This window comes from Bartonella sp. TT121SHDZB (assembly GCF_042193415.1).
GTDB lineage: Bacteria > Pseudomonadota > Alphaproteobacteria > Rhizobiales > Rhizobiaceae > Bartonella.
Map to the genome: position 1 here is coordinate 21,145 of NZ_JBHILR010000014.1, position 11,919 is coordinate 33,063.

General features: G+C 41.6%; 23 protein-coding genes and 1 pseudogene. All 24 read right to left on the minus strand.

The window, feature by feature from the left end; translation table 11 throughout:
- Nucleotides 1-81 precede the first annotated feature (81 nt).
- Nucleotides 82-660 (minus strand): adenylate kinase, encoded by a 579-nt coding sequence (locus ACFIKI_RS07620; protein WP_375666631.1) that lies wholly within the window; start codon nt 658-660, stop codon nt 82-84.
- Nucleotides 657-2,003: a preprotein translocase subunit SecY gene (gene secY / locus ACFIKI_RS07625; protein ID WP_375622345.1), complete on the minus strand. Its 1,347-nt coding sequence runs from the start codon at nt 2,001-2,003 to the stop codon at nt 657-659. The genes ACFIKI_RS07620 and secY overlap by 4 nt, the downstream gene beginning before the upstream one ends.
- 161 nt (nt 2,004-2,164) lie before the next feature.
- A complete protein-coding gene (gene rplO / locus ACFIKI_RS07630; RefSeq protein WP_375666633.1) occupies nt 2,165-2,632 on the minus strand; it encodes a 50S ribosomal protein L15 in 468 nt (155 codons plus the stop codon).
- 20 nt (nt 2,633-2,652) lie between these two features.
- Nucleotides 2,653-2,859: a 50S ribosomal protein L30 gene (rpmD, locus tag ACFIKI_RS07635; RefSeq protein ID WP_375666635.1), complete on the minus strand. Its 207-nt coding sequence runs from the start codon at nt 2,857-2,859 to the stop codon at nt 2,653-2,655.
- A 31-nt stretch (nt 2,860-2,890) separates the two neighbouring features.
- Nucleotides 2,891-3,439, minus strand: a complete 549-nt coding sequence (gene rpsE / locus ACFIKI_RS07640; protein WP_375622343.1) for a 30S ribosomal protein S5 — start codon at nt 3,437-3,439, stop codon at nt 2,891-2,893.
- Nucleotides 3,440-3,550: 111 nt separating this feature from the next.
- Entirely contained in the window at nt 3,551-3,913 is a 363-nt protein-coding gene (rplR, locus tag ACFIKI_RS07645; RefSeq protein WP_375622342.1) for a 50S ribosomal protein L18, read from the minus strand.
- 12 nt (nt 3,914-3,925) lie between these two features.
- Entirely contained in the window at nt 3,926-4,459 is a 534-nt protein-coding gene (rplF, locus tag ACFIKI_RS07650) for a 50S ribosomal protein L6 (protein WP_273791413.1), read from the minus strand.
- A gap of 39 nt (nt 4,460-4,498) precedes the next feature.
- Entirely contained in the window at nt 4,499-4,897 is a 399-nt protein-coding gene (gene rpsH, locus ACFIKI_RS07655; protein ID WP_015856577.1) for a 30S ribosomal protein S8, read from the minus strand.
- Between the two features lie 14 nt (nt 4,898-4,911).
- Nucleotides 4,912-5,217, minus strand: coding sequence for a 30S ribosomal protein S14 (rpsN, locus tag ACFIKI_RS07660; protein ID WP_005773283.1), 306 nt, complete (start codon nt 5,215-5,217; stop codon nt 4,912-4,914).
- Between the two features lie 24 nt (nt 5,218-5,241).
- On the minus strand, nt 5,242-5,799 hold the full coding sequence (rplE, locus tag ACFIKI_RS07665; RefSeq protein ID WP_375611477.1) for a 50S ribosomal protein L5: 558 nt from the start codon (nt 5,797-5,799) through the stop codon (nt 5,242-5,244).
- Nucleotides 5,792-6,106, minus strand: coding sequence for a 50S ribosomal protein L24 (rplX, locus tag ACFIKI_RS07670; protein ID WP_375645808.1), 315 nt, complete (start codon nt 6,104-6,106; stop codon nt 5,792-5,794). Before rplX ends, rplE begins: the two co-directional genes overlap by 8 nt.
- Before the next feature lie 12 nt (nt 6,107-6,118).
- Nucleotides 6,119-6,487: a 50S ribosomal protein L14 gene (gene rplN, locus ACFIKI_RS07675; RefSeq protein ID WP_004859184.1), complete on the minus strand. Its 369-nt coding sequence runs from the start codon at nt 6,485-6,487 to the stop codon at nt 6,119-6,121.
- 144 nt (nt 6,488-6,631) lie between these two features.
- Nucleotides 6,632-6,871, minus strand: coding sequence for a 30S ribosomal protein S17 (gene rpsQ, locus ACFIKI_RS07680; RefSeq protein WP_012231991.1), 240 nt, complete (start codon nt 6,869-6,871; stop codon nt 6,632-6,634).
- An 11-nt stretch (nt 6,872-6,882) separates the two neighbouring features.
- Nucleotides 6,883-7,083, minus strand: a complete 201-nt coding sequence (gene rpmC / locus ACFIKI_RS07685) for a 50S ribosomal protein L29 (protein WP_375666636.1) — start codon at nt 7,081-7,083, stop codon at nt 6,883-6,885.
- A gap of 13 nt (nt 7,084-7,096) precedes the next feature.
- On the minus strand, nt 7,097-7,510 hold the full coding sequence (gene rplP, locus ACFIKI_RS07690) for a 50S ribosomal protein L16 (RefSeq protein ID WP_375645806.1): 414 nt from the start codon (nt 7,508-7,510) through the stop codon (nt 7,097-7,099).
- A gap of 35 nt (nt 7,511-7,545) precedes the next feature.
- Nucleotides 7,546-8,256, minus strand: a complete 711-nt coding sequence (gene rpsC / locus ACFIKI_RS07695) for a 30S ribosomal protein S3 (protein ID WP_375666638.1) — start codon at nt 8,254-8,256, stop codon at nt 7,546-7,548.
- The gene (gene rplV, locus ACFIKI_RS07700; protein WP_375645805.1) at nt 8,256-8,645 is read right to left on the minus strand and encodes a 50S ribosomal protein L22; all 390 of its coding nucleotides are present in this window, start codon (nt 8,643-8,645) and stop codon (nt 8,256-8,258) included. Before rplV ends, rpsC begins: the two co-directional genes overlap by 1 nt.
- Before the next feature lie 2 nt (nt 8,646-8,647).
- Nucleotides 8,648-8,926 (minus strand): 30S ribosomal protein S19, encoded by a 279-nt coding sequence (gene rpsS, locus ACFIKI_RS07705; protein WP_004855734.1) that lies wholly within the window; start codon nt 8,924-8,926, stop codon nt 8,648-8,650.
- A 15-nt stretch (nt 8,927-8,941) separates the two neighbouring features.
- The gene (gene rplB / locus ACFIKI_RS07710; RefSeq protein ID WP_375666640.1) at nt 8,942-9,775 is read right to left on the minus strand and encodes a 50S ribosomal protein L2; all 834 of its coding nucleotides are present in this window, start codon (nt 9,773-9,775) and stop codon (nt 8,942-8,944) included.
- A 20-nt stretch (nt 9,776-9,795) separates the two neighbouring features.
- Nucleotides 9,796-10,089: a 50S ribosomal protein L23 gene (locus tag ACFIKI_RS07715; protein ID WP_273723987.1), complete on the minus strand. Its 294-nt coding sequence runs from the start codon at nt 10,087-10,089 to the stop codon at nt 9,796-9,798.
- Nucleotides 10,086-10,706, minus strand: a complete 621-nt coding sequence (gene rplD, locus ACFIKI_RS07720; RefSeq protein ID WP_273791405.1) for a 50S ribosomal protein L4 — start codon at nt 10,704-10,706, stop codon at nt 10,086-10,088. Before rplD ends, ACFIKI_RS07715 begins: the two co-directional genes overlap by 4 nt.
- Before the next feature lie 2 nt (nt 10,707-10,708).
- Nucleotides 10,709-11,446: a 50S ribosomal protein L3 gene (gene rplC, locus ACFIKI_RS07725; protein WP_273791404.1), complete on the minus strand. Its 738-nt coding sequence runs from the start codon at nt 11,444-11,446 to the stop codon at nt 10,709-10,711.
- 27 nt (nt 11,447-11,473) lie between these two features.
- A complete protein-coding gene (gene rpsJ, locus ACFIKI_RS07730; protein ID WP_005773267.1) occupies nt 11,474-11,782 on the minus strand; it encodes a 30S ribosomal protein S10 in 309 nt (102 codons plus the stop codon).
- Nucleotides 11,783-11,843: 61 nt separating this feature from the next.
- A pseudogene (locus ACFIKI_RS07735) lies at nt 11,844-11,919 on the minus strand (elongation factor Tu); the annotation flags it as partial.

An 11,919-nucleotide genomic window follows, 5' to 3' on the forward strand; every position in this document is an offset into this window, starting at 1 on the left:
TTTCACTAAAATAAATTAAGTTTACTTCTGATAGATTTCATCTCAAAAGTCAACTCTTTTCATTTATTTCTAAAAAAAATCTCATGAAAGAAAACCTCTAATCATACGTGTCACTTCAGCAATACCAATCATTCCATCAATAACCTTCAACATTCCCCTCTCTAAATAAAATTTTGATAAGGGAGCTGTTTTTTCACGATATTCTACTAATCTTTTTGCAAAAGCAACAGGATTGTCATCTAAACGAACCTGTTCACCAGCCGCTATTGCTTCCTCAACACGCTTCTTCATACGTTCAATCAACATGTCTTCATCAACACACAACTCAATAACAGCATTAAGCCGCATATTTTTTGAATCTAGTATCTGTTGCAACGCTTCCGCCTGCCCCACAGTTCGCGGATACCCATCCAAAACAAAACCGTTTACACAATCAGCTTCATCAATCCGATCTGATACGATTTGGTTAACAATACTATCAGGAACCAAAGCACCAGAACTTATAATAGCTTTAGCTTTTTTACCAATCCCCGTTTCTTTGGCAATCACCTCACGCAACATATCTCCTGTTGATAAATGAGGAATGTTATATTCCTCAGTCAACATTTTTGCTTGCGTACCTTTTCCCGCTCCAGGAGGACCTAAAAGAATAATTCTCATCGATTCCTTCTACCTCCACGAAGTTTTGATTTTTTTATCAACCCTTCATATTGGTGAGCAACAAGATGTCCCTGAATTTGAGAAACCGTATCAAGTGTAACAGTAACAACAATCAACAAGGATGTTCCCCCAAGATAAAAAGGAACCTGTAATGCAGATATCATAAATTCAGGTAACAAACAAACCAAGATAATATAAACAGCGCCCACAACAGTAATACGCGTCAAAACATAATCAATATATTCGGCTGTACGCTCACCTGGACGAATCCCTGGAATAAAGCCAGAATGCTTTTTCAACTGATCTGCAGTATCACTTGGATTAAATACAATAGCTGTATAAAAAAAGCAAAAAAACGCCATTAAAGATGCATAAATAATCATATAAAGTGGCTGTCCATGACCAAGAGAATAAGAAATTGCCTGAACCCACTGTGGCATTTTATCAGAAAAATTATTAATAGTGGCAGGTAATAATAATAAAGATGAAGCAAAAATAGGTGGAATAACACCAGCAGTATTCAACTTTAAAGGAAGATGCGACATATCTCCTTGAAACATTTGATTACCGACCTGACGTTTCGGATACTGGATAAGAATTCGCCGTTGGGCGCGCTCTATAAAAACAATAAGCCCAATAACCAAAACCGCAATAAGAACGATTGCTATTAAAAGAAAAGTTGATAAATCAGCCTGGCTATGAGCTGTCAAAAGCTGAGCAAAAGTAGAAGGAAAGTTAGCTACAATCCCTGTAAAAATGATAAGAGAAACTCCATTACCAACACCGCGTGACGTAATTTGCTCGCCAAGCCACATGAGAAACATTGTCCCACCAACAAGTGTAATAACAGAAGAGACACGAAACATAAGACCTGGTTCTAAAACAATTTGAAGCCCTGTCCCTATACCACTTTCAAGCGCAACCGCAATACCAAAAGCTTGTAGGATTGCCAATACGACTGTTACATAACGTGTATATTGATTGATAATCTTACGACCTAAATCCCCTTCTTTTTTAAGAGTTTCCAAAGAAGGAATAATAGATGTTAACAATTGCACAATAATAGATGCCGATATATAAGGCATGATACCCAGCGCAAAAATTGCCATACGCCCAACAGCACCCCCAGCAAACATATTAAAGAGTCCTAATACACCCGATGCATGATGTTCAAATGTTTGCCGTAAAGCATCAATATTAATACCTGGAAGAGAGATATAAGTGCCAAAACGATATACAAGAAGTGCCGCCAGAGTAAACCAGATGCGTTTTTTTAATTCAGTTGCACGCGAAAAGGTACCGAAGTTTATATTGGAAGCAAATTGCTCTGCTGCTGATGCCATAAAACGTCTCCACTTCACACTCCAGTTCTTTAAATCACAGAAGTATAATCCTAAAATTCATATATGCATACACAAATAAATGCAGAAATTAAACAATTCCCCACAAAAGATTCCACAAAGCAGATGTAATTCTTCTTTAGGTCTCGATTCATATTAAAAAATTATCGAGCAATATCAGGAAGAATAACTTGACCACCCACTTTTTCAATCTTAACACGAGCAGCTTGTGAAGCACCAGAAACATGAAAGGTAATCTTAGCCGTCAAATCACCATCAGAAAGAAGACGAACCCCATCTTTTTCACGACGAATAATACCAGCCTCTTTCAAAGCAATCATATCAACAGGCTTTTCAATATTCAACTTACCTGCATCAACTGCCAACTGAATACGTCCTAGTGAAACTTCATTGTAGATCTTGGCAAAGTAATTTCTAAATCCACGTTTTGGCAAACGACGATAGATAGGCATCTGCCCACCTTCAAAACCATTAAGGGAAACACCAGAACGTGATTTTTGCCCTTTTACACCACGACCACCAGTCTTACCCGTACCGGAACCAATACCACGCCCAACACGCTTACGATCTTTTATTGCGCCTTCGCAGTCACGCAGTTCATTGAGTTTCATATCTAATACTCCCGCAACCCTTAATCTTCATCTATAACGCGAACAAGATGCCGAACCCGAGCAATCATACCCCGCACACAAAGCGTATCATCTAAAACGCGCCGACGATGCATTTTATTTAATCCAAGCCCCTTTAAGGTTGCACGCTGAATCTGCGAGTTTCGAATAGGGCTTCCAATTTGCTCCACCGTCACAGTTTTACCACTCTGAGATTTTTTCTGAACCATTTTCTAATTCCTTTTCTGATAACCTCAGAAACTACCCTTCTAGGTCGACTAAATGGCGACGACGCGCCTGCAAAGTCGAATATTTTATACCACGTTGAGCAGCAATATCTCTAGGATGCATTTGATGTTTCAATGCATCAAATGTTGCACGAACCATGTTATAAGGATTCGACGATCCTAGCGATTTTGCAACAACATCCTGCATACCAAGAGCTTCAAAAATAGCACGCATCGGTCCCCCAGCAATAATACCAGTACCAGCAGAAGCCGAACGTAGCAAAACACGCCCAGCTCCGTGACGACCCTCAAGATCATGATGCAATGTACGCCCAGACCGAAGCGGAACATAAATCATCCCACGTTTTGCAGATTCCGTTGCTTTACGAACGGCTTCTGGAACTTCGCGGGCTTTACCATGTCCAAAACCCACACGCCCTTTTTGATCTCCAACGACAACAAGAGCAGCAAAACCAAAACGCCGACCACCCTTTACAACTTTAGCAACACGATTGATATGAACGAGCCTATCGACAAATTCACTATCGCGTTCTTCTCTATCACCACGTTCTTTTTGTGCCATTCCTCATTCCTTTTTCTTTTCCGGAAGCACGATAACAAAGTCCCTCATCAAACTGAAAGAACTCAAACGAAATACTCTAAACACTCCTTACTCATTCATAAATAAGAAATTTTAGAAATTCAAACCACCTTCACGAGCAGCTTCAGCTAAAGCTTTGACGCGACCATGGTACACATACGCTCCACGATCAAAAACCACCTCATTAACACCCGCTTTCTTCGCACGCTCAGCAATTAACTTACCAACAGCAAAAGCAGCTTTTTTATCCGCACCGCTCTTTAACGACTTTTTTAAATCACTTTCAAGAGTAGAGGCTGAAACAAGTGTACATCCCCGCGAATCATCAATAACTTGAGCATAAATGTTCTGATTTGAACGATAAACACTAAGCCGAGGACGATCATGAGAAACCATTTTAATTCTACGACGAACACGCCTTGCACGACGTTGGATAATGTCCTTAGATGAAACCATAATACAAAATCCTTATTTCTTTTTACCTTCTTTACGGAAGATACGCTCATCTGCATGCTTAACACCTTTACCTTTATAAGGCTCAGGCCTACGATACTCACGAATTTCCGCTGCAACTTGTCCAACTTGCTGTTTATCAATTCCAGAAACGACAATTTCCGTTGGCTTAGGAACAGTCACAGTAACACCCGAAGGAACTTTATAAACCACATCATGCGAAAAGCCTAGAGATAGTTGAACATCCTTACCCTGCAAAGCAGCACGATAACCAACCCCATTAATCTCCAACCTCTTTTCAAAGCCATCTTTCACGCCACAAAAAATGTTCTCAATCATTGAGCGCGACATACCCCATTTAGAACGCGCATCTTTTGACTGATCCCGCGGCATAACTGATATGATATTTTCCTCAAGTTTGACTAAGACTTCATCATTGACGACGTAACTCAGCTCACCTTTTGGACCTTTTGCCTTAACCAGCTGACCTTCAACAGTAGCAGTAACTCCAGAAGGAATTGAAATGGGTTTCTTTCCAATACGAGACATTGTTCTAACCTACTTTTTCTTCCGTTTTCTTGACATAACTTAGAAAACACGACAAAGGAGTTCTCCACCAACATTCTGTTCACGCGCCTCATGATCTGCCATAACGCCTTTAGGAGTCGATAAAATCGAAATACCAAGGCCATTTGCCACCTGAGGAAGTGACTTAGCAGAAACATACACACGACGCCCTGGCTTTGATACACGTGAAATCTCACGAATAGCAGCCAGCCCTTCAAAATACTTCAATTCGATTTCAATCTCCGCTTTTCCATCACCTAAATCAATTTGATTATATCCGCGAATATAACCTTCCGACTGAAGAACATCAAGAACGTGCGCACGAAGCTTCGAAGCTGGAGTAACTACTTTACCTTTTTTACGACCAAGTGCATTACGAATACGTGTTAACATATCACCAAGAGGATCTGACATAGACATTAAATAATCTCCTCTTACCAACTAGACTTTACAATACCAGGAATATGGCCAATAGAGCCAAGCTCACGCAACGCAATTCGCGACATTTTTAATTTGCGATAATAAGCCCGCGGACGACCTGAAACCTCACAGCGATTACGAATACGAACTTTCGAAGAATTACGCGGCAACTCTGCCAACTGAACAGAAGCTTTAAAACGTTCTTCAAGAGAAACCTTCTGATCCATAACTATTGCTTTCAAACGTGCACGACGGGCAGCATAACGCTTTACCATCACCTCACGACGCTTATTTTTTTCAACGGCACTTACTTTGGCCATAATTTCACCTCACTACGTTTGCCGTTACGAACGAAAAGGAAAATTAAAAGCACGCAATAACTCACGAGCTTCATCATCCGTTTTTGCTGTCGTACAAACGATAATATCCATACCCCAAATTTGATCAACTTTATCATAGTTGATTTCTGGAAACACAATGTGTTCTTTAATACCCATAGCAAAATTGCCACGACCATCAAAACTCTTTGGATTTAAACCACGAAAGTCACGAACCCGCGGAAGAGCAATCGTAACAAGACGATCTAAAAACTCAAACATACGATCTTTACGCAATGTAACTTTAGCTCCAAGAGGCATTCCTTCACGAACCTTAAAGGTTGCAATAGAATTACGTGCACGCGTAACAACAGCCTTCTGACCCGTTATTAGCCCTAAATCCTCAGCAGCAAGGGAAGGCTTCTTCGAATCAGCAGTTGCTTCACCTATCCCCATATTTATTACAACTTTATCAATCCGCGGAATTTGCATCGCATTTCTGTAATTAAACTTCTCTTGAAGCACTTTACGAATTACTTCAAAATAATGCGCTTTCATACGCGGTATTTGTCTTTCCTCAGCCATTAATCAACTCTCCCGAACGCTTGGCAAAACGCACCTTATTACCATCTGCATTCATACGAAAGCCTACACGTGTAGGCTTACCATCTTTAGGATCAGCAATCGCCAAATTAGACAGATGAATCGGAGCTTCTTTAGAAATAATTCCAGCTTCTTGCTTCTGCGTTTGACGTTGATGACGCTTAATCATATTAACCCCACGAACAAAAGCCTTGTTCTCTTTTGGACTAACCTTAATTACTTCACCACTACATCCTTTATCCTTACCGGACAAAACGACAACTTTATCACCTTTTCGAATCTTCTGCATAACATTCACTCCTTACAGAACTTCAGGAGCAAGCGAGATGATCTTCATATGATTCCTACCACGCAATTCGCGAGGAACAGGTCCAAAGATACGAGTGCCGATCGGCTCTTTTTTATTATCCACTAAAACCGCAGCATTACCATCAAAACGAATGACACTACCATCTGCGCGACGAATATCCTTAGCAGTACGAACCACAACAGCTTTCATAACATCACCTTTTTTAACACGGCCACGAGGAATTGCATCCTTAACCGAAACAACAATAATGTCACCGACCGAAGCATATTTTCGCTTTGAACCGCCTAACACTTTGATGCACATGACACGACGCGCTCCAGAATTATCAGCAACATCGAGGTTTGTTTGCATCTGAATCATGACTGGCCACCTTCTCTTAACACATATATCCGACTGTACCTTTTACACACTCGGATTTGCCTGCCAAATAACGATAAAGTCATCGCTTTCAAATTTATCAATGATAAAAACACTGTTAAATTCTAAAACAATAAACTCAACTCATTACGCTACATTGTCTTTTACAACAATCCAACATTTATCTTTCGAAATTGGTCTAGATTCTTGAATAGAAACTTGATCCCCAATCTTGAATTGGTTGTTTTCGTCATGCGCTTTATAATTTTTAGACTGCCGAACAGTCTTCTTAAGAAGCGGATGAGAATAACGGCGCTCAACTTTGACAACAACAGTCTTATCACTTTTGTCGCTAATAACAACACCCTGCAAAACGCGTTTAGGCATCTCTTATTTCCTTAAACCTTAGTTTCACTTATCTTTTGACGCAGAAAAGTTTTAATACGCGCAATATCACGACGAACTTGTCTAACGCGCGCAGTCTTTTCTAATTGACCTGTTGCTTTTTGAAAACGCAAATTAAATTGCTCTTTCTTTAACTTAGCCAATTCATCTTTCACTTGATCGAGCGTTTGCGCCCGTAATTCTGTGGCTCTCATCGCTTAACCTCAATTATTCAGCAATACGCTGGATGAAACGCGTTTTTATAGGCAACTTTGCAGCACCCAATCTTAGTGCTTCACGTGCAACATCCTCCGGAACACCATCAAGCTCAAACATGATACGCCCAGGAGCAACACGCGCAGCCCAATAATCAACACTTCCCTTACCTTTACCCATACGAACTTCAGTCGGTTTAGATGTAACCGGAAGATCTGGAAAAATGCGAATCCACACACGACCAGAACGCTTCATATAACGTGTAATCGCACGACGCGCCGCTTCAATTTGACGAGCCGTAACCCGCTCCGGCTCAACAGCCTTCAAACCGTAGGCACCGAAATTCAAATCCGTACCACCCTTCGAAAAACCGTGAATACGGCCTTTGAACTGCTTACGGAACTTTGTGCGCTTTGGCTGCAACATTGTTCTCTACTCCAAATTTTAGTTCAATCTCAAAACTAAGCATTTTCGCGGCGACGATTCGATGAAGAACCAGATTGATCAGCTTCCGTAGCACGACGTTCTGAAGCCATCGGATCATGCTCAAGAATCTCACCCTTAAAGACCCAAACTTTAATACCACAAATACCATAAGCGGTCTTAGCTTCTGCTGTACCGTAATCAACATCAGAACGCAAGGTATGAAGTGGAACACGACCTTCACGATACCATTCCATACGAGCAATTTCAGCACCACCAAGACGGCCAGAACAATTGATACGAATACCTTCCGCACCAAGACGCATAGCAGACTGAACAGCACGCTTCATTGCACGACGAAAAGCAATACGACGCTCTAACTGTTGAGCAATTGATTGCGCAATAATTGTCGCATCAATCTCCGGTTTACGAATCTCCACAATATTCAATGAAGTTTCAGCATCCGTCATTTCTGAGAGTTTACGACGAAGCTTTTCGATATCAGCACCTTTTTTACCAATAATCAAACCAGGACGTGCAGAATGAATCGTAATACGACACTTTTTATGAGGACGCTCAATAACGACCTTAGAAATAGCCGCCTGTTTAAGCTCCTCAAGCACATATGAACGAATTTTCAAGTCTTCATGAAGAAGGCGCCCATATTCACCACTATCAGCATACCAACGAGAATCCCAAGTCCGATTAACACCAAGACGAAGTCCTATTGGATTGATCTTCTGACCCATTACGCGGCCTCCACTTTTTCGGTAACTTCACGAACAATAACAGTAAGATGCGAAAACGGACGTTCAATTCTACTCGCACGCCCTCGACCACGAACATGAAAGCGCTTCATCACTATCGACTTACCAACATAAGCTTCCGCCACAACAAGCGAATCAATATCAAGATCGTGGTTATTTTCTGCATTTGCAATTGCTGATTCAAGCGTTTTTTTCACAGTACCAGCAATACGCTTGCGTGAAAACATCAAATCAGCCAGCGCGACATTAACTCTTTTACCACGAATCATTGCAGCAACTAAATTAAGCTTCTGCGGACTAACACGAATTGTCCGTGTGACAGCTCTTGCTTCATTATCTTTAAGCTGGCGCGAAACTTTAGCTTTTCCCATTCCTACTTCCTCTTCGCTTTTTTATCGGCACCATGACCATAATAAGTCCGGGTAGGAGCGAACTCACCAAACTTATGCCCAACCATCTCTTCAGAAACAGAAACAGGAATATGCTTATTACCGTTGTAAACACCAAAAGTTAAACCAACAAATTGCGGCAAAATAGTAGAGCGACGACTCCATATTTTTATAACTTCATTGCGCCCACTTGCACGTACCTTCTCTGCTTTACCAAGAAGATAGCCGTCAACAAACGGACCTTTCCAAACTGAACGAACCACTTCAGACTACCTTTCTCATTTCTTGCGTTGATGACGCGTACGCATAATAAACTTATCAGTGGCTTTATTGGAGCGCGTACGCTTACCTTTCGTAGGCTTACCCCAAGGAGACACTGGATGACGCCCCCCCGATGTACGACCTTCACCACCACCATGTGGATGATCAACAGGGTTCATAGCAACACCACGAACATGTGGTCGTTTACCACGCCAACGCGACCGACCTGCCTTACCATCATTAATATTCCCATGATCAGGATTTGAAACAGCGCCAACAGTTGCAAAACAGCTACTCGGAACCAAACGCTGTTCACCAGAATTTAAACGAAGAATAGCCATACCATGATCTCGTCCAACCAACTGCGCATAAGCACCTGCTGAACGTGCAATCTGTCCGCCTTTTCCTGGTTTCATCTCAACATTATGAATAATTGTACCTACAGGCATATTAGCAAGAGGCATAGCATTACCCGGTTTAATATCCACATTTAAACCAGCCATAACAGAATCACCAACACCAAGTCGCTGTGGCGCAAGAATATAACTCAATTGCCCATCCTCATAGCGGATTAAAGCAATAAAAGCAGTACGATTAGGATCGTATTCTAAACGCTCAACCTTTGCTGAAACATCACGTTTAAGACGCTTAAAGTCGACAAACCGATAACTTCGTTTATGTCCACCACCCTGAAAACGAGCAGTAACACGACCGCGATTATTACGTCCACCCTTTGAAGATAAACCTTCAGTTAACATCTTTACAGGTTTTCCCTTATAAAGACAAGAACGTTCCACAATAACAAGCTGACGTTGCCCAGGTGTCGTTGGATTAAATTGCTTAAGTGCCATTATTCCTATCTCCGAGCCTCTTAAAGACCTGTCGAAACGTCGATAGTCTGACCACTGGCCAGAGTTACGATCGCTTTTTTGACATCACTCTGCCGACCAACTATACCTTTGAAACGCTTCACTTTACCCTTACGGACTATCGTGTTAACTGCTTTAACTTTTACGCTAAAAAGCGCTTCAATAGCAGCCTTAATTTCAGGCTTCGTCGCTTTCGGCGCGACATTAAAAGCAACTTGATTATATTCAGAAATCATTGTCGCCTTTTCAGTAATAACTGGACTAATAATTATATCATAATGGCGAAGATCTGTCATTTAAAACGCTCCTCAAGAGCCTCAACAGCTGCTTTTGATAAAACAAGTTTGCTGCGACGCAAAATATCATAAACATTAATTCCCTGAATAGGCAAAATATCAATATTCGGGATATTAGAAGCTGCACGAAAAAAGTTAATATCAATCTCTTTACCACCGATTAAGAGAGCGTTATTAAATCCAAGCTTAGAAAAATGAGAAACAAGCATTTTCGTTTTAGCATCCTTAACAGTCAACTCATCTACAATAATTAAATCTTTTGCTTTTAATTTTGCAGATAAAGCAAGACGCAACCCAAGAGCACGAATCTTTTTAGGAAGATCATGCGCATGGCTACGAACCACTGGTCCATGTGCCTTACCCCCACCTCTAAACTGCGGTGCACGTGCAGATGAATGTCGAGCACGTCCCGTTCCTTTCTGTTTAAACATTTTTGCCCCTGTTCGCGACACATCAGAACGACCTTGAGATTGATGACTTCCCTGCTGACGACGTGCAAGCTGCCAACGAACAACACGTTGCAAAATATCCTCACGCGGAACAAGATCAAAAATAGCTTCAGAAACCTTTAATTTACCAGCTTCATTACCATCAAGAGTTTTAATTACAAGATCCATTATTAGGCTCCCTCAACTTCAGAGGTTTCCGTCACCGGAGTAACCATTTCCGCTTTCTCCTTCACAAGACGGCGAATACCGGCAGGCTTTGGAGCATTATCAGGAAGACGCTTTTTCACAGCATCCCGTATCAAAATCCAAGAGCCTTTAGAACCAGAAACAGCACCACGCACCAAAATTAAACCACGCTCACTATCAGTGGAAATAACTTCAATATTCTGTGTTGTTACACGCACTTGCCCCATATGGCCAGCCATTTTTTTGCCTTTAAAAACTTTACCAGGATCTTGGCACTGCCCTGTAGAACCATGAGCACGATGTGTGATCGAATTACCATGGGAAGCACGATGCCCACCAAAGTTATGTCGTTTCATAACACCAGCAAACCCCTTACCAATACTGGTACCAGTCACATCAACTCTTTGCCCTGGAACAAAATGTTCCACTGTAATCTCAGTACCAACATCAAGAAGATTATCAGGACTTACACGAAACTCTGCTATTTTGGCTTTAGGCTCAACAGAAGCCTTAGCAAAATGTCCACGAAGAGCTTGCGAAGTATTTTTAACCTTAGCAAAGCCTACACCTAATTGAACAGCAGTATAACCATTCTTTTCAACTGTACGCTGAGCAACGACTTGACAATTCTCCAAACGAAGTACCGTCACCGGCACATGCTCACCAGCATCATTATAAATACGGGTCATGCCCAGCTTCTGTGCTATTACACCTGAACGCATCGGGTCTGTTCCTTCCGTCCTCAAACCTCAGAGCTTAATTTCTACATCCACACCAGCAGAAAGATCGAGCTTCATAAGCGCATCCACTGTTTGCGGCGTTGGATCAACAATGTCAAGAAGACGCTTATGTGTTCGCATCTCAAACTGCTCACGACTCTTCTTATCGATATGCGGTCCACGATTGACCGTAAACTTCTCAATCCGCGTCGGAAGCGGAATGGGACCACGGACATTTGCACCGGTACGTTTAGCAGTCGATACAATCTCACGCGTCGACGTATCAAGAATTCTATGATCAAACGCTTTCAAGCGAATGCGAATATTTTGACTGTTCATGCTCTTTATTTCCCTGTTATATAAAGTGCCTTCAATAATCAAAGCACTCAACAAGCATTATTTATTCAATGATCTTAGAGACGATACCGGCACCAACAGTACGACCACCTTCACGAATAGCAAAGCGAAGTTTCTCT

Excerpts from the sequence above, each read along its gene's own strand:
- ACFIKI_RS07620 (WP_375666631.1), bottom strand. The coding sequence starts at position 660 with ATGAGAATTATTCTTTTAGGTCCTCCTGGAGCGGGAAAAGGTACGCAA.
- secY (WP_375622345.1), bottom strand. The coding sequence starts at position 2,003 with ATGGCATCAGCAGCAGAGCAATTTGCTTCCAATATAAACTTCGGTACC.
- rplO (WP_375666633.1), bottom strand. The coding sequence starts at position 2,632 with ATGAAACTCAATGAACTGCGTGACTGCGAAGGCGCAATAAAAGATCGT.
- rpmD (WP_375666635.1), bottom strand. The coding sequence starts at position 2,859 with ATGGTTCAGAAAAAATCTCAGAGTGGTAAAACTGTGACGGTGGAGCAA.
- rpsE (WP_375622343.1), bottom strand. The coding sequence starts at position 3,439 with ATGGCACAAAAAGAACGTGGTGATAGAGAAGAACGCGATAGTGAATTT.
- rplR (WP_375622342.1), bottom strand. The coding sequence starts at position 3,913 with ATGGTTTCATCTAAGGACATTATCCAACGTCGTGCAAGGCGTGTTCGT.
- rplF (WP_273791413.1), bottom strand. The coding sequence starts at position 4,459 with ATGTCTCGTATTGGAAAGAAACCCATTTCAATTCCTTCTGGAGTTACT.
- rpsH (WP_015856577.1), bottom strand. The coding sequence starts at position 4,897 with ATGTCTATGTCAGATCCTCTTGGTGATATGTTAACACGTATTCGTAAT.
- rpsN (WP_005773283.1), bottom strand. The coding sequence starts at position 5,217 with ATGGCCAAAGTAAGTGCCGTTGAAAAAAATAAGCGTCGTGAGGTGATG.
- rplE (WP_375611477.1), bottom strand. The coding sequence starts at position 5,799 with ATGGCTGAGGAAAGACAAATACCGCGTATGAAAGCGCATTATTTTGAA.
- rplX (WP_375645808.1), bottom strand. The coding sequence starts at position 6,106 with ATGCAGAAGATTCGAAAAGGTGATAAAGTTGTCGTTTTGTCCGGTAAG.
- rplN (WP_004859184.1), bottom strand. The coding sequence starts at position 6,487 with ATGATTCAGATGCAAACAAACCTCGATGTTGCTGATAATTCTGGAGCG.
- rpsQ (WP_012231991.1), bottom strand. The coding sequence starts at position 6,871 with ATGCCTAAACGCGTTTTGCAGGGTGTTGTTATTAGCGACAAAAGTGAT.
- rpmC (WP_375666636.1), bottom strand. The coding sequence starts at position 7,083 with ATGAGAGCCACAGAATTACGGGCGCAAACGCTCGATCAAGTGAAAGAT.
- rplP (WP_375645806.1), bottom strand. The coding sequence starts at position 7,510 with ATGTTGCAGCCAAAGCGCACAAAGTTCCGTAAGCAGTTCAAAGGCCGT.
- rpsC (WP_375666638.1), bottom strand. The coding sequence starts at position 8,256 with ATGGGTCAGAAGATCAATCCAATAGGACTTCGTCTTGGTGTTAATCGG.
- rplV (WP_375645805.1), bottom strand. The coding sequence starts at position 8,645 with ATGGGAAAAGCTAAAGTTTCGCGCCAGCTTAAAGATAATGAAGCAAGA.
- rplB (WP_375666640.1), bottom strand. The coding sequence starts at position 9,775 with ATGGCACTTAAGCAATTTAATCCAACGACACCTGGGCAACGTCAGCTT.
- ACFIKI_RS07715 (WP_273723987.1), bottom strand. The coding sequence starts at position 10,089 with ATGACAGATCTTCGCCATTATGATATAATTATTAGTCCAGTTATTACT.
- rplD (WP_273791405.1), bottom strand. The coding sequence starts at position 10,706 with ATGGATCTTGTAATTAAAACTCTTGATGGTAATGAAGCTGGTAAATTA.
- rplC (WP_273791404.1), bottom strand. The coding sequence starts at position 11,446 with ATGCGTTCAGGTGTAATAGCACAGAAGCTGGGCATGACCCGTATTTAT.
- rpsJ (WP_005773267.1), bottom strand. The coding sequence starts at position 11,782 with ATGAACAGTCAAAATATTCGCATTCGCTTGAAAGCGTTTGATCATAGA.